General features: G+C 57.6%; 12 protein-coding genes, 1 tRNA gene and 1 pseudogene. 1 reads left to right on the top strand and 13 read right to left on the bottom strand.

What is annotated here, in order from left to right:
* The first annotated feature begins 31 nt into the window (after positions 1 to 31).
* Entirely contained in the window at positions 32 to 838 is an 807-nt protein-coding gene (locus VEH04_18615) for a prepilin-type N-terminal cleavage/methylation domain-containing protein (GenBank protein ID HYG24785.1), read from the top strand.
* 197 nt (positions 839 to 1,035) lie between these two features.
* Here the strand turns inward: VEH04_18615 and VEH04_18610 are convergent, their stop codons facing one another.
* The 13 genes and pseudogenes from VEH04_18610 to VEH04_18550 form a co-directional block, all read right to left on the bottom strand.
* Positions 1,036 to 2,256, bottom strand: a complete 1,221-nt coding sequence (locus VEH04_18610) for an endo-1,4-beta-xylanase (protein HYG24784.1) — start codon at positions 2,254 to 2,256, stop codon at positions 1,036 to 1,038.
* Positions 2,257 to 2,316: 60 nt separating this feature from the next.
* The gene (locus tag VEH04_18605; GenBank protein ID HYG24783.1) at positions 2,317 to 3,588 is read right to left on the bottom strand and encodes a glycoside hydrolase family 71/99-like protein; all 1,272 of its coding nucleotides are present in this window, start codon (positions 3,586 to 3,588) and stop codon (positions 2,317 to 2,319) included.
* Between the two features lie 69 nt (positions 3,589 to 3,657).
* Positions 3,658 to 5,061: a hypothetical protein gene (locus tag VEH04_18600; GenBank protein ID HYG24782.1), complete on the bottom strand. Its 1,404-nt coding sequence runs from the start codon at positions 5,059 to 5,061 to the stop codon at positions 3,658 to 3,660.
* 89 nt (positions 5,062 to 5,150) lie between these two features.
* Positions 5,151 to 5,864, bottom strand: a complete 714-nt coding sequence (locus VEH04_18595; GenBank protein HYG24781.1) for a PEP-CTERM sorting domain-containing protein — start codon at positions 5,862 to 5,864, stop codon at positions 5,151 to 5,153.
* 121 nt (positions 5,865 to 5,985) lie between these two features.
* A complete protein-coding gene (locus tag VEH04_18590; protein HYG24780.1) occupies positions 5,986 to 6,891 on the bottom strand; it encodes a prepilin-type N-terminal cleavage/methylation domain-containing protein in 906 nt (301 codons plus the stop codon).
* Positions 6,892 to 7,240: 349 nt separating this feature from the next.
* Positions 7,241 to 7,867 (bottom strand): response regulator transcription factor, encoded by a 627-nt coding sequence (locus VEH04_18585; GenBank protein ID HYG24779.1) that lies wholly within the window; start codon positions 7,865 to 7,867, stop codon positions 7,241 to 7,243.
* Entirely contained in the window at positions 7,864 to 8,910 is a 1,047-nt protein-coding gene (locus tag VEH04_18580; protein ID HYG24778.1) for a triple tyrosine motif-containing protein, read from the bottom strand. Before VEH04_18580 ends, VEH04_18585 begins: the two co-directional genes overlap by 4 nt.
* A complete protein-coding gene (locus VEH04_18575; GenBank protein ID HYG24777.1) occupies positions 8,819 to 11,497 on the bottom strand; it encodes a two-component regulator propeller domain-containing protein in 2,679 nt (892 codons plus the stop codon). The genes VEH04_18580 and VEH04_18575 overlap by 92 nt, the downstream gene beginning before the upstream one ends.
* A 194-nt stretch (positions 11,498 to 11,691) precedes the next feature.
* Positions 11,692 to 13,167, bottom strand: a complete 1,476-nt coding sequence (locus VEH04_18570) for a glycoside hydrolase family 71/99-like protein (protein ID HYG24776.1) — start codon at positions 13,165 to 13,167, stop codon at positions 11,692 to 11,694.
* A 370-nt stretch (positions 13,168 to 13,537) separates the two neighbouring features.
* A pseudogene (locus tag VEH04_18565) lies at positions 13,538 to 13,684 on the bottom strand (RNA 3'-terminal phosphate cyclase).
* 141 nt (positions 13,685 to 13,825) lie between these two features.
* The gene (locus VEH04_18560; GenBank protein HYG24775.1) at positions 13,826 to 15,220 is read right to left on the bottom strand and encodes an RtcB family protein; all 1,395 of its coding nucleotides are present in this window, start codon (positions 15,218 to 15,220) and stop codon (positions 13,826 to 13,828) included.
* A gap of 31 nt (positions 15,221 to 15,251) precedes the next feature.
* A tRNA-Ile gene (locus tag VEH04_18555) sits at positions 15,252 to 15,327 on the bottom strand.
* A gap of 346 nt (positions 15,328 to 15,673) precedes the next feature.
* Positions 15,674 to 19,837, bottom strand: coding sequence for a lamin tail domain-containing protein (locus VEH04_18550; GenBank protein ID HYG24774.1), 4,164 nt, complete (start codon positions 19,835 to 19,837; stop codon positions 15,674 to 15,676).
* Between the last annotated feature and the right edge of the window lie 67 nt (positions 19,838 to 19,904).

The following is a 19,904-nucleotide window of genomic DNA, read 5'->3' as shown; positions in this document are numbered from 1 at the left end:
CGTGCTTCAAACCATGAAAATGAAACCCTAGATGCGAAACGGCTCACGTGCCTTTACGCTGATCGAACTGCTGGTCGTGATCGCCATTATCGCAATCCTCGCTGCCATGCTTCTACCCGCGCTGTCAAAAGCGAAGTATCGAGCCAAGGTCACAAACTGCACTTCCAACTATAAGCAGTGGGGAATCATGGCAAACATGTATGCGGGGGACTCAAAAGACAACCTGCCAGGCGCGTCGTTTCCTGCGGTCGGTGCGGGTGGCAATCCTTGGGACATCGGCGTCGGGTTCACGCCAGCCGTGGCTGCGTACGGGCTGACTGTGCCGATGTGGTTTTGTCCCGCCCGCGATGCGGAAACCCTGGCGCAATACACCGCGGCCAAAACACATCTGGGCCGGGAAATGAGGACCATTACAGACCTGAACAGCTATCTGGCGAGTTTTTTTGGTGGCGGCTTCGTTATCATGAACCACAACCTTTGGATCCAGCGCGGCGGATTTCCCGCACCCGCAGGGATTGCTCAGAATACTGACCCCGGGAGGTACGGCTTCCCAAAGAAGACTACCGACCGCGCAAGCGCGCACGTTCCATTCCTTAGCGATTCGTGCTTTTCCGGGTATGGATCCCCCGCTGGCCTGAATTCGGCAAATATCAACGTCAAAGGCGCCAACAACGCAGCGAGCATCATTCCCGCTAAAAAGTCGTCCGGGCACGCCCCCAGCGGGGTGGGATCGATCAGTGTGAATCTCACGTTCGCCGACGGCCACGTTGAATCTCATTCGCGGGCGCAGCTGAGAGGCGTCTACACTGGGGATAGCGGAAGCGGCTGGTTTTATTGAATTGAACACGAAGGCAATCGGTTCGCGTCTACCGGGCGTTAAGGCGAGAGTTGAAACAAGGCTTTGATACTTGCGGTGGCGATACAGATACCTAACCAACAGGGCACGAATTTTCCAGAATTCATCCCCGGAGGATATATGGGCGGCTTGCTCAACCTCCGTTTCGTCTGCGGGCTCCTGTTCAATGTTTTTCCGTTTCAGCGTCCCTTTTGCACCCCCGGGCCCTCGGCAGGGTTGCTGTTCGAAGACTGCTGGGATGGCAGTCGAATGACCGCATCAAAGGCAGGCTTCGGCTGCTTTTTTCTGTCGAACAACAATGGGTAATTCGTTCGACGAGGAACTGGATAGTCGTTCTTCCAGGACATGCCGTCATGGATTCCCCAAAGCGTCACCCGCGCGATGGCGTGGCGTTTGCGATGGAAGATCTCGAACAATTCCCTGTAGCGCGCGGCCAGTTGATCCTGCATGTCGTCGGGCAGACCGGCTGAATACGGATCGAGAAAGCTTTTGAATTCCTCCTCCTGGAATTGTGCGTGGCTCATCACGGTGCCAATAACCTGCCCTTCCTTCGTCAGCGGCAGGACATCCACATCCAGTTCAGTGATCATTACCTTGATCCCCAGCGCAGCATACGCATCGATGGCTGCCTCTATGTATTCCGACTTGGGGTAGTTCAGCCCCCAATGTGCCTGCATGCCCACGCCATCAATCCTGATGCCTTCCTTCTGCAGCATCTTTACCATGCGAACGATCCCATCGCGCTTTGCGGGACGCCAGGCATTGAAATCGTTGTAATAAAGTTCAGCGTTGGTGGCGTATTGGCTGGCAAATCGGAACGCGTGTTTGACCAACTCATCCCCACTCCCGACGGCATTGACCCAGGTAGTGGGACGATACGATCCGTCATTGTCGATCACCTCGTTAACCACATCCCAGGCATGCACGCGGCCAGCGTAACGGCCGGCCACAATTTCGATATGCCGCCGCATGCGTTCGATCTGGGCTTCCCGGGTATTGCGCTGTCCCTGTTCGTCCAGGAAAAACCAGGCGGGTGTCTGGTTATGCCATACGAGCGTGTGCCCGACGATAAACATGCCATTGGTTTCCCCGAACGCGACGAACGCATCCGCAGGTGCAAAGTTGTAAACGCCGGGCCGCGGATTGATTGGCTCAGCCTTCATGACGTTCTCCGCGGTGATGCTATTGAAGTGCGTTAGAACAATCCGCCCGGATGCTGCATCCGCGCCCGAAACAATCGCCTCATTTACGGCTGTTCCCATGAGAAAGGCGTCCTTGTAGGCATTCTTCAGTGAAGGACCAGGTTCCGCGGCGGAAACGCAGGCTGCCGCTCCGGCCAGAACCAGTGCGGCAATCAAATTTTGACGAAGCACTTTGTCGCGAGAATGGAAGAGGTGCATGCGCCCTGTCATGCAGGACATCGTGCCCTTTGTCGAGAATTTGAATCGACCATCGAAGCGCTACTTCGAAGCTTTTGCCTGCGGCTCTTCGCTTGCGGGTTGCAGTCTCTCCAGCGCGCTGAGTCTGCTTTCCGCCTTGCTTAGGTCGCCTGCGATGATCGCATTGAAGATCAAGTCCAGTTCACCGCGAGCCGCCTTTCCCACCCGTCGCAGGTCGTATAATCTTCGGGCCAGCCTCAAGTGCCTGGATTCATGGCTGAACGCGGGCTGCAAATGTTTACGCCGCAATTCCTGCACGATTTCAAGGTCGCGGTAACCGTACTCCAAAGTCGGTTCGACGATCGTGCCCTCGCCGTAATCATTCCATGTCACAATCTGCGCAATGAAGGAATCGTTCGTAAGCGCGCGCGTCAGCGTGTCGCGAAACGTTTCTCCGCCGCGATCACCCAGGTATCCCCAGTAGTCGCGCATGCCAGCCTTGCGATAGACGTCGTGGAACCGGGGAAAGGCGCTGCTGATGTATGCAGGCCAGGACCTCCCATTCTGCTGGAAGCCCGTGAGGTAGCCCTCCAGTGCCGACTCCGATAGCACGCCCCTGGTTCCAGGTGCGCGGCTCAACCACATCGGCGGCCAGTTGAAAGCCCCGACACCAACGGGCAGTCGGTTGTCCTCCGTGAAGAGTGCTGGCTCGGTTTTGAAAACCGACAAAATCTGCACCCATTCTGCGTCAGCGTGAAAGTACTGCGGACCGAAGTTGAGAAGAACCGGCCGGCCGTTCCATCGGAGGTAAGTTTCGTCTCCGAAATAGTTCGTCTCCAAATACCGCATCATCGACTGCGTGTGTGGAATGGCATCTTCCGCCTTGATGAATCCGCCTTTTATTTTCTGCTGCACCGTTTGATCTTCAAAGCAGATGCAGAACTTCAATCCTGCACGGCGGGTGACCTCGAACAACGCAGCCGTCCGCTGGTTGTTGATGCCATAATCGAGGAAATCATCCGGTCCATACCAATCGACGATCACGCCATCAATCCCCGCCAGCTTCATCAACAGAACGTGGTATTCAAGCACGGCAGGATCGGCGGAGTCGTACGGACCGATGGATGGATAATACCATGACGCAATCTCCCGTTCCCCCGACGCAGTGATCCGGTCAGGATCGAAATGATCCATCGTCCAATGCCAGCCCCACGCAGCGCTGTGTGGTTTCGCCACGTACCACGGCATGTAATAGGCCATGATCGCCTTGGGTGCGGCATGCGCGGAAAGCGCGAGCGTCAGAAACAACAGCCAGCAGACGAGGCTGTTTCGCTGAAAGAAAGGCGCGCGCATTACGATGACCTGTTGTCAGGAACCCGGCGGCCTGTGTCAACGCTGGAGTAGAACGTTCCCGTCGTGCGACTACTCCTGCAGCACGCGAACAAAACCAGTGTCGCCAGCAGGAAGCGTGACGGCGGTGGATGTCTGCGCGCCCCCAGACGGAATCCCCGACGCAAGGACAGTGCCGAAAGAACCTGGCAGGGTTGCGGAGTAAATGACGGAATAAGTCATCGCGGGGCTCGAGGTCCAAACCAGCGTGAGTGCGCGAGTTGCTCGATCATACTGCGTCGACGTGATCATCGGCGGCGTTGCAACAGAACCGGACACCGTGATGGAACCCGAGGTCAGCAAGTTGTCTTCCCACGCCAGGCCCACCGGAAGCGGTGGAAAGGTTTGCAAGTCAAACGCGCCGTCGTAATTGGTTGCCGAAAAAAACTTGTACGTTGTTCCCGGAGTCGGAACCGCGCCGGTGTTGATGACGTTAAGATTTCCATCGTAATACAACGTCAGAGGATTCGTCGGATACGACTGAAGAATGAGTTGATTGGTATTCGCCAGATCGAAGATCAAGGTGCCAGTCAGAGTGGGCGTGTTCGTGGTCAGCGTGATCGTGGTTCCAATGAGGTAGCTTCCGCTTACGGTCATGGTCGGAATTCGGATTGGCTTGCCGGTAATCACCCCGCTTCCCGCGAACGTGATGCTGCCATAACCCCGTCCCACAATGAGGTTGTCGTTCGTGAGGCTTCCGCCAACTCCCCACTGGATCACGTCGGATATGTTCCAGCCGATGGAGTCGCTCCCAATGAGCATGTTGCCGCCGAAATAATTCGATCCGCTGGCGCCATCCAGGTCGAGGAGCAGACCTCTCATGGTCGTATTGCTGGTAACCGTCAGGTTGAACGACGACACATCCCAACTGCTGTTGGTTCCCATGATCAAATCACCACCCACGAAAATGTCGGCTCCCTGCTGCACCTTGATCCTTCCGAGCACTGACAGATCGCCTGCAATATTCATTGGCACTGGTCCCGAACCGGGAATGGCTCCGTTGAAGAAATCGTACTGATTGGTGGAAAGATTCCGAATGATCAGGTGGAAGTAGTCGGTTCGCTTTGCCCAGAATGCATTTCCTTCATAAATGACCGTCGAACCCGGCGCAGTGGCGTTGAGTGTCGATAGAGATTGCGCTCCTTGCGCCCCAAATTCATCCCCCCGCAACGTCAACGTCGCATCCGGCGCGAGCGTAATCGTGCCGCTGCCATAAACATATCCAGCCGTCGCGTTCGTCGTGATCGTCACAACGAAAGGCGCTTCCACGTCCACACTGTCGTTGGTGCCGGGAACAATCCCGTTCGGCCATGGTGCGTCGGGCACCGTCGAACCCCATTCTCCGCTGCCAGAAGCAGTAATGTCGTCCGCGGGACTGGAGAACATGGAACATGCAAGGGCGCACAGACCGACAAAAACGAGACGATTGGATTTCATGAAGCGGGAAGTTCGAATCAACGGCTGAACGGTTGGAGTTCGATATCGGCGGAAGCCGCCCGTACGGGGCGGCTTCCATCCTTAAAGGCTCAGGCCTTCGCGCGACGGGCGAAGACGAACCCGACGAAACCAATACTGGCCAGCGCAAACGACGTCGGCTCGGGAATTGCCGATATGGTCAGGCTGTTAAATGTAATATCGTAAACGCCCCCGCCCGGAACGACGGCAGGATCGATCAACAGGTTGAACCCCGTGATCTGGCTGGTACCAGTGTTGACGCCTGCCTGCATCGCAGCGGTAAGCGGAACGGACATTGTCAGGGTGTTGCCCTGCCATGTGGCGGTGCCCACGTTTCCGTTTTCCCAAGCGCCATTGTCCGTGCCGAACATTCCCGTATAGGTGCCATAGAACACATCCGAGTTTCCCTGGTTGTCACTGAGGAGAAACTTCACGCCGAGCCAGGAGTCGGTGCTGTTGATGTTGTTCAGCGTGAGGCTCAGATTCACCTGGCTGGGTGCCACATCGAGCAACTGCTGGCCGGCGAGCGGGATGGAATAGTGGCCGCTCCCAAATCCCCTTGCGTTCACCGTGAAAGCGGTCGGGCCTGAGGTCAGCGTGGGCGTATAGCCCGATCCGCCGTTGATGATCTGCGATCCATCCGCATTCCAGTTGGCGTAGGTGATGGTGAAACTGAAGTTGTCGAAGTCGCTGAGCACTGCGGTTTGCGCGTGAACGCTGGACGCCATCGCGAGGCCAGCAAGCACTGCGAGTGCGGTTACCGAGGATCGGGTTTGTTGTTTCATAACTTTCGTTGCGTTTAGGGTTGAACTGACTGGCACTGAAATCTAGGGGCCGCTGCTTTCGTGCCCGGGTGCGACTCTAATTTTCTTTGCGATTCCTCATAGTCGCATGAAGTGGGGACGCTCAGGGCGGAACCGATGTCCACTGCTGGCTGTCGTAAGCCGGCGAACTGATGAACGCGTCAGACATGACACTTGAAATCTGTGCCGAAGGCGACGTCTTGAGAACCACGCCTGGAGTGAAGACGCCCCAGAATTGCCCCCATGTGAGCTGGCTTGGTTTCGATGGAGCGCAATGGCCATCCACATACACCACGTTGACCTTTGCATTGTGCTTGGCATATGCCGTCTGAAGGCGTGCGTTTTCATTGCCCGTCACTGGAAGCGAAGGTCCCGAGGAACCTGCCCACCAGGAATCCAGCCATGCCGCAGCGGGTGTATTGTTCGGATTGTTTGAACCGCTCGTGTCAGAGATCACCACCATTTCCGACGGACGCGCGGCGCTCGATGCGCGAAACGGCTTGGCGTTGATCATGTTTCCATCCGCCTGCACTGCACCAAAGACACCAATGCAATTAAAGCCGTATGACAGAAAACCGGTGATGCTCGGGTCCCAATCGCCGGCAGCCGTTGTGTACGTCAGGCCTCGTTTTCGCTTGGGGCAAATCCACGTTTTGTTGTTTGGAACAAACGGCCCGACCATCGGCGCTGGAGTATTGGGAGTCACCTGGTCCCGCAGGAGCCATTCACCGCCGCACATCAGTCCTTGTGCGTTCTTGTACGGACCTGGCGTCCACCAATTCGGCGGCGATGGAAAATAATCACGATTGTCCCCGGCATACATGGTCACTCCCAGCACCATCTGCCGCGTGTTGTTGAGGCAGGCAGTCCCAAGCGCCTTGTCCTTCGCCTTGCTCAAGGCCGGAAGCAGCATTGCGGCAAGAATTGCGATGATGGCGATCACCACCAGCAGTTCAATCAAAGTGAACCCGAAAGGCTTGGGGCGGGAAGGTTCTTGTTTCAGATTCATCGTTCGTCCTTCACAGGAAACGCAGGCAACAGGTTACGATGCGCGACACTACATTTCACCCGCGGCCCCCGGTAGTCGCATGAAGTGGCGACAGTTGTTCCACGGGCTTATATATTTAGCAAACGCAGGAAACCTGGCGGTAGGTGAGCCGTTTGTTTTCGATCAACTGGCCAAACCCTTTCAGGCGGGTGGGTGAATACAGACGAGCACCCCGGTGAAATGAATCCGCCAGTACGCAGGCTTCAGCCTTATTCTTTGAGGTTTCCATGCCACCGAGCCTATGCAGCACCCTCGGACATCCGCGGTCCAAGCGTTTGCTAAATATATAAGCCCGGTTGTTCCAGCATGTTCACCGCCTCAAATATTTCGCCACGGCCTCCGTCCGCGACTGGACGTGCAGCTTCTCATAAACCCGCCGAAGATGCGTCCGTATGGTGTCGATGCTGATGTTCAACTGGCCGGCGATTTGCTTGTAGGTCAGCCCTTTCGCAAGCAGTTCCAACACGCCTTCCTCCCTTGGCGAAAGGTGAACCTGCTTCTCATCCGCAGCGGTATTAGCCTTTTGAAATGAAGCCACCACCTTGCGGGCAATCGAGCTCGACATCGGCGATCCCCCCTCTCGGACTTCCTGGATCGCCTGCAGCAATGCGCCCGGACTCGAACGTTTCAGGAGATAACCCGTCGCGCCCGCAGCAAGTGCGCGATAAATCTTATCCGTATCCTCATAGACCGTGAGCATCACGACCTGCACAGCCGGCATGATTTTCTTCAACCTTCCAACGCATTCAATTCCATCCATGCCGGCCATGTTGATGTCCATCAGTACAACATCAGGTTTATCCTCCGGCAATTGCTGCAAGCCGGCTTCGGCGCTGCCATACGCGCTCACGCATTTGAAACCCGCGGACCCGTTCACAAACGTGGTGATCGACTCGCGCAGCTCCTTCTCGTCATCAATGATGGAAACCGAGATCATGGGCTGATCGCGTTGAATCTTGAGTGAACAGGGAACGTAAAGCGAACGTTCGTCCCCGATCCTGGGGTGGAGGTTATCTCACACGTGCCGCCAATGGCCGTCATCCTGCGCCGCATGTTCCTCAGACCCTCGCCCGCCGCAGATGGCGAATCGTTTGGGCTTTCACAAAGGAGGAATTCGCTGATGCCAGCGCCGTTGTCCGACACGATAATTTCAAAAACGTTGCCGTCACAATTGATGACGAGGCAGCAACGGCTCGCCCGTGCGTGCTTGAGCACGTTCGTAAACGCCTCGTGGACCGCGAGAAACAAGTGATGCCGGGCCTGGGACGACATTGGCTCGGGCGGCACCTGTGTCGAGACGTCGGCTTCGCACTCGAGGCCCGTCATCTGAAAATACTCCTGCGCATACTGCCCGATATACGACGCAACGTGCTCCAGTGTGTCGTTCTTCGGATTCACCGCCCAAACGATTTCATCGAGCGACTGCAAGACTTCGCGCGAGGCTTCCGAGATCGAAACGATCTGGCGATGCAGCTCGTCGGGTGCGCTGTCGTTCCTGCGGGCGTGTTCGCTGAGAAACGAGATACGACAGAGCTTCGCGCCCATTTCATCGTGAAGATCCTGCGCAATGCGAGTTCGCTCCCGCTCGAGCGCCCGTTCCTGCTCGAGGCGTTTCATCCGCTGGCGCAGCTTTCGTTTCTCGACCATCCGGACACCTCCCGCAACCACCATAAGAATCCCCGACGCTCCCGCCGCAAGCACCCACCACGATTGCCAGAAGTAGTGGGAGACCACGACGTCCAGGGTTGCACCCGATTCGCTCCAGACGCCGCTGCTGTTGCAGGCAATCACATGGAACCGGTATTCGCCGGGTGGAACATAATTGTAGAACGCGGTCCTTCTTGCCCCCGCCTCCACCCAGCCGGAATCCAATCCTTCCAGCCGATACCTAAAGCGCAATTGGTCCGCCTGGTCGAAGCTTAATGCCGTGTATTGAACCCTCCAAACGATGCCGGCCGGGATCAATTCGGATGGAAGCATTTTGCGAATCGTTTGTTCCGCCGCCCGCTCTTTTGGGGGGCAGCAAATCTCTGACCGGCACGCCATCCACGAGCACCTCTTCAAGGACGGCTTGCGGCATAGGAAGTTCGATCGGCGGATGCCGCGCATCAATCGCGACAACGCCCCTGGTGGTGGCAAACCACAACGATCCTGATCGTGTCTTCAATCCCGCGGGGGAGAATCCCGTCGTGCACTCCTCGGAAATCAAGCCTGCGGAGCGGCCAAACACGTGCGGGTATATTCGCGCATTCGGTGCAGCGGCCGCCTGTTCGACGTCCTCCTTCGTCATGCACGCAATTCCGTGCATGCTGCCGATCCAAACCCGCCCAAACGCATCGTCAACAATTTGCACGATGGTATTGTCGGGCAGGCCCTGCGCAGCGGTCACCGTGAAGATCTTCCCGTCCCTCCAGCAACTGAGTCCACCTCCCGTGGTTCCAATCCACACTGCGCCATTGGCCGCAAGCAGAACCCGAATGGAATCGCTGCCAAGCCCGTTGCGCCTCCCGTAGTGCGTTTTGATTCCCGACCGCACTTTCACCAATCCTGCGCCATCGGTTCCGATCCATGTCTCCCCGTTTGTCTGCACCACGATTGAGGTGATGGGACTGGCCTGGCTTAGCTCGACCAACTCGCCCCACTTTCCCGCACTCAGTCTCCACACTGTTCCTTCGCGCATCCCAGCCCAAATGTTTCCTTCGTGATCTTCCGCAAGGGCAGTGATTTCCAGTCTGGGAGTTTTCCAGAGTCGCGTTTCATCGGCCACGGCCTGGGGATCCTTCACCTGCAACAATCCTTCGCGGCAAGCGAGCCAACAAACACCGTTCCGCGCGGCGAGCAATGGGCCGAGATGGAAATCCCTCGCCGGAAGGCCAGCAACCTTGAGGCGGTTGAAGGTTCCGCCTTCCCATCGATAGAGTCCGTCTGACTCCCGAACAGCCCATATGACACCGGGCGAAACTTCGGCAAGACCTTGCACAGCGCCGAGACCAAGCCCCTCGTCCTGGCTGTAGACCTTTATGTTCTTGTGATGAATCCGGTTCAGGGCCGCGTCCGTTCCCACCCAGAGCTTTCCTTCGCGATCAACCAGGAGCGCGCCCACCAGGTTATCCGAAAGTCCGCCGCGGGCTCCGATCGAAGTCAGCTTCCCTCCCTTGAACTGAAACAAACCTTCCGTCACTGACCCGGCCCAGATTGTCCCATCGGGCTGCTCGGCGAGCGACATCACAGACGTGTTTGCAGAATGGCGCGGAATTCTGTACCGCCGCCACTGGCCGCTTTCCAGGCAAAGCACGGAATCCTCTCCAGCCCCGACCCAAAGGCGCCCGCTTTGATCGTGGAGAAGGCAGTTCGGTTGCCGAAGCAGCGGCGCAACAGAATCTCCAGCGACCTGATCAACCCTGCTTTCGAACACCTTGAAAACTCCTGTTCCCCGGATGCCCACCCAGAGCGTGCCCGATCGGTCCTTGAACAGCGCCGTTACGTGAGATCCCTTGAATCGATTGAACTCCGCCGGGATCGCAACCCGCTCGCCGTCCCACACTGCCAATCCGGTTTCAGTGCCGATCACGATTGAGTCGTTGCTCTCAACGAACGATGTGATTGAATCCGACGGCAATCCCTCGCGTGCGGACAGTGTGATCCATTGACCCTGCTCAAACCTCATCGCGCCCGCAACCGAGGAGCCCACCCAAAGCGCGCCCTTGCTATCGCCGAAGAGCGCTGCCACGGCGATTGCGGATCCGCTGTCACGGGGATGAACGGGAGAAAAGCGGACCCCATCGAAACGCACGAGACCTTCATCGCTGCCAATCCAGATGTAGCCATCGCGGGTCTGGGCCAACGCGCGAATTGAGCCATGAGGAATCCCGTGTTCACGCTGCCACGACCGAAAATGAACCGGCGTTGCGTCCAGGCCCGTTCCATTTCCGCCGTCCGGCTTGGCGCTGCTGGCATCGACGAAATCGCTGAACTTTGTCGCGATCGCCATCTCGCTGAAACGCCAGCCTGTTCCGCCGCCACCGTGCCGCAGCCGGATCTCATCAAAGGCGGCATTTCCACTGAAACGGGTGATGAGCGCTTCCTGCTGGTAAATCTCATTGGCTCCTGGCCCCAGGTCCGGGTCCAGCCACACCGTAATCAAGTCATCGCCTCCCGCGACAAATTGCACCTTGAACACGATGGTTTTTTGGCTGCCGCGCCGCGGTAGTTCGTATCGCGACGGAACCCCGCCGGGAGCAGGTTCCGCGCGCGCGGAGTGCAGGTCGATGTACCCGCCCACGGAGCCCGGGCCAGCCTCGCCTTCATTGAGGTAGGCGCTGTAGGCCCAGGCTTTCAGGGCATTGCCGATGCCGACCCGCTCGGCGTCGCCGTCAAAAAGCGCGAACGCCGCGAAATACTCCTCTGTCGTGGAGTCCGAGAGCGGATCGACATGAAACTTAAAGTAGAGCGTGTCGTTCGAGAGATCGTCGCGCTTCACGGCGTTTTCAAGAATATCGCGCCCGCGGCCTGCGTCGTGAACCAAGGTTCCACCCGCGTCACTCCAAAGAACAACGCCTTGAACCACACATGGAACACAGCAGAAGAGGACCAGAAATCGAGCCACCCAAACGAGGCAGCCTCGCAGCAACGGCGAAACACCAGACGAGCGGGAGACGACTGCCTGAGAGCACATGTGACTGCGCAGTTTAGGACTTCACTTCGATTTCATACAAGCGGACTCTGCATCGCGCGAGCCCTCTTCGATCCTCACAGCACCACTCAGGGACTCGAACTGCGCGCCTTGAAAAACTGCCCTTCACCATTGTGCGGAATGGGGATTGTGAACAGGATCCGGTTGGTGGTGGCCGGATAAGACGCAACGGTCTCCCAATCAATCGACGCGATGTTCGAGGTGCGCTGAATTTCTGTTCCGCCTGGAAACACGAATCCCCCGACGGCAAACTTCAACAATCCGTTCGTGATCGAGGTCTCGTAAATGACGGGGCGGCTGCTCTCGATTCCTTTCAATTGGAGATCAGCGATCGACACCTGGCCCGACACGATATTCGTGAACACCCGATCCAACTCCGCCGCAATCTCAAGGTTTCCAGCGTGTCGCCGTCGCGAGTCATAAACCCGCCTCGCGAGCGTGAGATCGTTCGTATGAAATGCGAACTGAGGATCAACATGCAGCCTCCTGAAATTCTGGACGACTGCGAGATCGCGGAAACCATACTGAACGGTCGGTTCAATGACCGTGCCTTCGCCGTAGTCGTTCCATGTCACCAACTGCACCATGATTGAATCGTTCGTCAGTGCACGGCGCAGGAGGCTTTGAAACTGCGCGCCACCGTCATCATCAAGAAATCCGTAGGAGGATCCGACATTGGCCTGCTCGTAAATGTCGTGAAAACGCGGGAACACGCTGCTGATATAGGCAGGCCAGGAACCACCCTTGGTTTCGAAACTCGTGGAATAGCTGTTGAGCGCCGAAACGGTCAACACACCTTTGTTGGTCTGGCTTAACCACATTGGCGGCCAGTTGAACGCACCCGAGCAAATCGGAAGTTTGTTGTCCTCAGCGAAAAATGCTGGAACCTCCGGCAGCACCGAGAAGATCGCCTGCCATTGGGAGTTCTGCTTGAAGTATTGAGGCCCAAAGTTCAGCAGGACCGGTTTGTTGCTCCATTGAAGGTAGCTGGAATCCGTGAAGAAATTCGTCTGAGCATAACGCATGGCACCCTGCGCGTGAGCAATCGCATTGGCCGAAGTGATGTAGCCTCCCGACACCTCCGCCTGGATGGTGCGATCTTCATAACACAACGAAAACTTGAGGCCGGCCTTGCGGACCCAATGGAACAGCGCCCGTGTCCGCTGATTAATCAATGGGTAGTCAGCGAAGTTGTCGATTCCATACCAGTCGACAATCACGCCGTCGATGCCGCCCAGCTTCATCAGCAGCACATGGTACTCAAGCACGACGGGATCAGCCGAATCGTAGGGGCCGATGCTCGGGTAATAGTGCGAAGCGACGGATCGTTGCCCGGCGGCATCGACCTGCTCGGGATTGAAGTGATTCATGGTCCAATGCCATCCCCACACCTGGCTGTAAGGTTTCGCCACATACCACGGCATGTAGTGAACCATGATTGGCTTGGGCGCGCCCTGGGTGGGTGTCGGAACCCCGGAAACGGTGACTGCAATAGCAAGGCCAAAGACCCGCAGCATGAGAGTGATCGCGGCTGGGAGCTTCATTCAGGCGAGAAGCGATGCGATCCACGATTGAAGCCGTTGGATACTTGTTGGTTGCCGCCAGCTTTTGCGAACCCGCGCAAAAGCGCACTTCGCATGTCAGAAGACAGCAGCCGCAAGCGGCCCCACGACCGCAGTAATCTCATGATTGAAGAATACGGCCGCGCGAATTTCGAGACAGTCGCATGAAGTGGCGACATTGCCGAACCGTGACAGCGTTTCGGAACGAACAGGAGCGCCTCCGTTGTCCCGCGCATCCGCGTGGCCAAAACCATCGCAGGAATACCGTGACACGTTGGTGTCCGTTCTGCCGACGGTCCCAAAAGAACAAAATGGGTCAGCCGACGTTCACGTGGCAAACAGTCGAGTTCTCCTATTCGAATCCAATTGGAACCCCCAGGAATTTCCGAATAACCGACGCATTCGGGATCGTGTGCGATGAGGGCGCCGTGGTTCGGAACGATCCGCCGCCTGCAAACGCCATCGGGAGCAACAGTTGGTCCGCAAGGTGTTCACAAACGTTTTCAATGCGCGCCGCCTGCTGGGTGATCAGCGACAATGCCAGCGAGGTTCGCAAAGTCTGTCCGCCACCGTCGCCCTCGGATCCGTCAATTGCTATCATTGGAAATGAGGGAGCGCGTGTTTGCGCGCTCCCATTGTGTCAATCTTCCGGGCGCTCCCCATGCGGCGCCATCTTCACAAGCTTCGGATCGAAGCGGCCGAGCACCTCAACCAGGTCCGCCTGCGCCGCCATCACCTGATGGATGTCTTTGTAAACACCTGGCACTTCATCCAGCCCTGCCGAAATCAGCTTCACACCGCGTTCTTTCAACACGCGATTGACCTTCTCCCATTCGAACGTTTCCATCGCCTTCGTCCGGCTCATCACCCGGCCCGCGCCGTGCGATGCCGATTTCAACGATGCTTCATTTCCTTTTCCACGCACGAGAAATCCAGGTGATGCCATCGAACCCGGAATCACTCCGAACACACCCTTGCCAGCTGGCGTCGCGCCTTTGCGATGCACCACCACGTCGCGCTCGACACCATCAATGACGTGCCGTTCCTTCCACGCGAAATTGTGGTGGTTCTCGACGTCGAGAAGCACGTCCAAACCGAGATGCCGCGCGATGTGCTGATGAATCAGCGAATGATTGGCAGCTGCGTAACGGCCCATCAGATCCATTGCATCCCAATACTCGCGGCCTTCGGGTGAATCGAGCGACAACCACGCAAGATGCTTGTGCTCCTTCGGGAGGTCCGGGTGCTGCGTCATGGCGAGCTTGCTGTAATAATCGCATACGGATGCACCCGTGCCCCGGCTTCCGCTATGGCTCAGGAGCGCGACATATTCACCCGGGGGAAGATTTTGGATCGGCTGCTCCGCCGTGAACACCCCGAACTCCACGAAATGGTTTCCACTTCCGCTCGTTCCCAGCTGTGACCACGCGCGATCCTTGTTCTGTTTCGTGATTTTGCTGACGGACCAATCTGCATCCATCACTTCATGGTGACGCCGCTGTTTGAATGTGGCGCCAACGCCAAAGCGCGTCTCCGCTTCGATCGCTTTGGTGAGTTTCTCGCGCTGCCGATCCAGTTCGCGCAACGGCCGATCGAGCACGGTCAGCTTCATGCGGCAGGCGATATCCACGCCGACTGCGTAGGGAATCACGGCTCCGTCAGTCGCAAGCACGCCTCCAATGGGCAGACCGTAACCGACGTGCGCATCCGGCATGAGCGCTCCTGCCACCGCGACGGGCAATTGGCAGGCGCGGCCCATTTGGTTAATGGCCTCCGATTCGAGTCCTTCTCCCCACTGACGCCATGCAGCGGGAGCTTCGCGAATGGCGCGATCGGTTCGCAGCAACACCTTTGCAAACTCGCCGCGCAGTTCATCATCCTTGAACAATGCGGGATTGCGCACGACCGCCTCCACATCCTCGCTGAGCCTCGATCGATCAAGCCCCTTCAGGATGTATTTCGAAATGTATTCCATTCCACGCCGCGTGGCTTCCCCAGGCGGCACTCCGAGCCGGATCAATTCTTTCGTGTTCATATCCAAATTGATGTGATCGCCCGCGGGAAAGTGGTGGGCCCGCCCGGATTTGAACCGGGGACCAAGCGATTATGAGTCGCCTGCTCTAACCGCTGAGCTACGGGCCCAGAACGTCAGGAATCTATCCCGCGCCCACACCGCACCGCAATCATGGATTGGATACCCCCAGCGATTCGGTGGACAAACTTGTTTCATGCAAACTCCCTCTTTCGGGGGAAGCCGAAGGAGAAGTTCCCGAAACTCTAAGCCGCCCGCAAAGAAGCCGCATGAGGGTGGCGTCAGGCATCTTGCCTGACGTAGAGGGCGGCATCCTTGCCGTCCGGAAAATCCGTTAAGCACGAGAGACACTCAGATCCTCTCGATGCGCTCGCCTCGTTTGATGTTCTTTCCACCGGGCTGGAAGCCCGGCTCCACGGCAGGCAAGGATGCCCGCCGCCACGGGGGCAACCGGCGCTACCGGACGTAAGCTCGCGCGCGGCCGAAGGCTTTTCCCGCGTCGCTCGCGGGAACCGGAAAACGCCAGCGCTCGATCAGCATGTGGCTGTTCGTGGTCACATCCAGAAAGATTCCGGAAAACGGCCAGCTGAATAAATCCGACGAAAACTCCACCCCAAAAACAACATCGCCGCTCTCGGCCGATCGAAAGCTTTCCACGACGAGAAATTCCTCCTCGCTCCCATTTACATTCAACGTTTGCACCCGCGCGCTCAGCGTTTCCGGGATCTCGGTGAAGTCCGTGGGTGAAGTGCCAAACACATACTCGGATTCATTCGACCATCCGTCATCATCATCATCGGCCTGAGCCGATCCCAATGCCGGGTATCGACGCTTCCATTCCTCGTAGTTAATGAGGTCGGGACGATTGGGACTTCCGTTGGTGCTCGTGCTCGACCGCCAGTTTCCCGGCACGTTGTGTTCTGGCGCCGTCTCTGGATTCATCAGGACAAGGCTCGAACCGGAACCGTCCGCCGCGGCCGGCCATGGATCCGAACCTTCGGGATGGCTGCCATCGGAATACAAGAAGTCGTGAATGACGTCTCCATTGAATGCCAGCACCAACTGCTCGCCTGAGTTGTTCAGGTTTCCGGAAAAGATGCCTGCAACGGGCAGCGCATCGCCATACCTCATGGCAAACGCGTTCGTGTCGTTCACCACGAGAGTGCGGGCACCGGGCGAAAGCTTTGCGCCCGCCGAAAACTCGAAAGTGATTCCCGTTGTGAACTCGAGTCCCTCCAGTTCCAGTTCGTTCGTGCTGACATTCAGCAACTCGACATACTCGAAAAGCTGCTTGTCACTGTAGCCGGCTGCAGCTTCCCCAGCGCTCGCAGCCGACGGATTATACATGAATTCGCTGATCACGAGGTTGCTGCGCGTCACAGTCGATGCACCCGGCACCGGGACGAACTGCACAGGTTGAGACCATCGGCTCCACCGGCCCGTGATGTCCTTGTGCCGCACGCGAACACGATAGGTACGGCCCAACTCCAGAACTCCAGCCGGAATCGATGCAACGCCGTTCGAGAGAATCTCCGCCGAACGCCAGACATCCGTCACTTCGTAAATCCACGGCAGGTTGGGATTGTGGAGGGGTATTCCGGGCGCCGAGATTTCCCCCACACGCCACTGTGACGCCATAAAGGGCTGCGGTCCCGCATACGCACTTGCCTGGAAACGCAGATCGTCCACCTGAAAACCCGCGGCGCCGACATGGCTTGCCGAGGGTCTCGAGGGAGCCAAACCGTCGAGTCCTTCCAGTTGAAGAAACCTATACCCGTAACCACGCGGGTCCCCGTTATTCACGGACCAAGTGTTGCCAGCCGGGAATTTATCAGTGGTGTAGTCGAGCAGGTAGCGCATCGAACCCGCGAAATCCGGCGTGGCGAGCGTGCGCACCCAAGTGCCGCCAATGCGATCGTCGGTGAAGGGCGTCCAGAAAAAATTCCCGCGGTGACTCGTCTGGCCGCTGTGCACGTTCTCATCACCCCTTGTGCGCGGATTCAAATTCCACATTGCGGCGTCCAGGGTCACCCAGTTTGTTTTGGTTCCGGGCGGCGCGACGATGCTCGCGTATTCGTGAATCAACTGCCCGATCTGTCCGCCGTTCGTGCCGGCGTCCGATCCAATAAGGTCCAGCAGTTCGCGCGCGCGATTCCGAAACTCCAGGCGGATCGCCGCCACGTTAAGGCAATTGTTTTGCACAATCGTCCCGCCTTGATGCTCTTTGGGGATGAACATCATATCCAGGTCCCACGGAATCACCTGCCACCGGTTGTCGGGAGCGTGATAAAAGTAATGGTTGAAACCAGTCCGCAGATCGACGTTGCCAAGGAACCGGTTGCCAGCGTGGAAGTTGTAGAACGCCTCGAGGTTCATGTTCTGCCGCCACCAGGCCTCGCTTTGGCCAGACCCGCTGGCGTTGCGGAATGCCGCCCAGTCTGAACCGTCAGAGGGTTGATCGTCTCCCTGATGCTTCTGGTCTCCATTGTTCCCCTCGATCTTGTAAACGTTGCCGTCCTCCAAGCCGCGTTCGTCCAGGAACGAGCCATCGGGTTGCTCGATCGCGAGATAGACACCCCAAAGATCACCGCCATTCACACCCGAGGCATCGCCGCCCTGGAACTGTGACGTGCCGGTTTCAGATGCATCGTCGATCACGCGGAAATGAACGAAGTGCGTTCGCGACGAAGCCAGGCCGAGCAATTCGTAAAGCCTGAACGAGACCGCCTCCTCCACGCCCGCCATTCCGCGATGCACCGCGCACCATGGACTGGCCCCTGCGTTCAGGTTCAATTCGTCCCAGGGAATCCCGTACGGCTGCCCCCAATTGTCCCGCGCCTGAAACTCGCGGGCCGTATTGAAGTGGATGCGCCATTTATTCTTTCCTGTCACGTACGTGGAGCCTTCACCACGGTTGTTGAATTGCACGTGATCATAGACCTGCCCGTCATAAACCAGGGTTCCGTAAAAACGCTGGCCGTTATAGGAGCTCTCGTATTGGCTGTTGATGACGTCGGTTCGATTCGCGATCAAATGGTAGGCAGGCAACGAGCCGATTACGCTCGGGGGATAGGTGTTGACGGGCGTGACGCCCGGCTTGAATGCACCGCGCCATTCAGGAATTCCATCATAAACAAAGTAACCGAAATTGGGACTGCCATCGTCCGCGTAGGGCACTCGCACGAGTTGCTCTGAACTGTCCGCCGCCTCTATGGTGTAACGGACCAGCCGCCGATTGGTTTGTGTCACCGCGGGAATTCTGCCCGTAAAAATCATGTCCCCCGCAACAACATCGCCGTCCGCGCCAGCATCATTCATGGCAACGCTTAGCCATGACGTGCTGTAACTCGGATCCGTCTTTCGCAGGTAGCTGCCAGGATTAACAGCCTGGTACCTGAGCGTGGCCGAGGCAACGCCGTCGGGGTCACTGATCCATGCTGTAACAATCACTTCCTCCCCGCTCGCCGGTTGCGCGGGTGAGTGCTCGACCTGGTCGATCGATGGTGGAGCGTTGCTCGAAAAGCAGGAATTCACGAGGCCGGGTGTGGGGGCCGTGCTCGCGTCGCCCACCCATTCTTCGAGGGCGACGTCGATGGAAAAATCCGTGCTGCCAATTGAGGAGTTGAATGCTTGAACTGCGACAATGTTCGACCCGGCATTCAGGAACGCCGCTGCGTTCAGCAGGTTGGTCTCCTCGAAGGCAACCACATCAGCATCGTGGTTGTCGGCCTCTGAATCGAACGTGGGAACAAGGCCCGGAGAGACGTGGAACCGCGCCACCTCGGTTCCATTGATCCAGACGATGCAGCCATCATCCACTCGCGCCTTGAGCTTTAGTGCTGCCGGAATCTGACCTTCTTCGATCACGAAAACGCGGCGCAGAAACAAACTGCGGTATCCGTTTCGCATGTCGCTGAGGATTGTGTGGTCATCGGAATCGCCATAACCGATGGATGTTCGGCCGGTTGCCCAGGTGGCATTCTCGACGAAACCCAGTTCGCGCCAGGAAGAAATCGGAGACGAAGCTTCGCTCGTTCCCTTTCGATACCGCCACGAAACATCATTCGCCGGAATATAGGACTGCGGTTCAGCTGCGCTCGAAGCCTGTCCTGACGAGCGCCAAGATCCGGGAAGCGCGTTATTCAAGAGCGGGTGAATCAACTCCATGGACGATCCTTTCCTGGCGGCCGTCGGCCACGGGAACCCAATTCCGTACGTCACGCTGTCCAACGTGCCATTTCCAGCATCACGCAACCGCACCTGCTCGCCCTCATTCGCAAGCCTCCCGCTCCAGGGTCCCAGCGGAGTGAATCCCCATCGCGCAGCGAACCGCGCGGGATCTCCGGAAATCACAACAAACCCATTCGAGCTGATCAACGATCCGGCAGGGAACGTGTAGGTGATACCTGAATCGAAACGCCAGCCTGACAAGTCGACACTGTTTGTTCCGGGATTGTAGAGCTCGATGAATTCAGCAGGATTCCCATCCCCGTTGGGTGCGTAGTTGATTTCGTTGATGACGATGGTGCCCATCTGGGCAAAAAGCGATATGCAGGACGTCAGGGCGACCAGGATGGCGGGATAACGGAAGGTCATGTTCAAACCAGGTTCGGGTGACATGCCCACAGTCGACTACATGCAACGAATCGTCCAGTCGGTGGGCCATGCCGGATGCGGCGAACTTACC

The organism is Verrucomicrobiia bacterium (assembly GCA_035629175.1).
Lineage (GTDB): Bacteria > Verrucomicrobiota > Verrucomicrobiia > Limisphaerales > DASXHY01 > DASXHY01.
Note: the sequence above shows the minus strand (reverse complement) of the source record. Positions and strands in the feature narration are given on the sequence as shown.

Excerpts from the sequence above, each read along its gene's own strand:
- VEH04_18615 (HYG24785.1), top strand. The coding sequence starts at position 32 with ATGCGAAACGGCTCACGTGCCTTTACGCTGATCGAACTGCTGGTCGTG.
- VEH04_18610 (HYG24784.1), bottom strand. The coding sequence starts at position 2,256 with ATGCACCTCTTCCATTCTCGCGACAAAGTGCTTCGTCAAAATTTGATT.
- VEH04_18605 (HYG24783.1), bottom strand. The coding sequence starts at position 3,588 with ATGCGCGCGCCTTTCTTTCAGCGAAACAGCCTCGTCTGCTGGCTGTTG.
- VEH04_18600 (HYG24782.1), bottom strand. The coding sequence starts at position 5,061 with ATGAAATCCAATCGTCTCGTTTTTGTCGGTCTGTGCGCCCTTGCATGT.
- VEH04_18595 (HYG24781.1), bottom strand. The coding sequence starts at position 5,864 with ATGAAACAACAAACCCGATCCTCGGTAACCGCACTCGCAGTGCTTGCT.
- VEH04_18590 (HYG24780.1), bottom strand. The coding sequence starts at position 6,891 with ATGAATCTGAAACAAGAACCTTCCCGCCCCAAGCCTTTCGGGTTCACT.
- VEH04_18585 (HYG24779.1), bottom strand. The coding sequence starts at position 7,867 with ATGATCTCGGTTTCCATCATTGATGACGAGAAGGAGCTGCGCGAGTCG.
- VEH04_18580 (HYG24778.1), bottom strand. The coding sequence starts at position 8,910 with ATGCTTCCATCCGAATTGATCCCGGCCGGCATCGTTTGGAGGGTTCAA.
- VEH04_18570 (HYG24776.1), bottom strand. The coding sequence starts at position 13,167 with ATGAAGCTCCCAGCCGCGATCACTCTCATGCTGCGGGTCTTTGGCCTT.
- VEH04_18560 (HYG24775.1), bottom strand. The coding sequence starts at position 15,220 with ATGAACACGAAAGAATTGATCCGGCTCGGAGTGCCGCCTGGGGAAGCC.
- VEH04_18550 (HYG24774.1), bottom strand. The coding sequence starts at position 19,837 with ATGTCACCCGAACCTGGTTTGAACATGACCTTCCGTTATCCCGCCATC.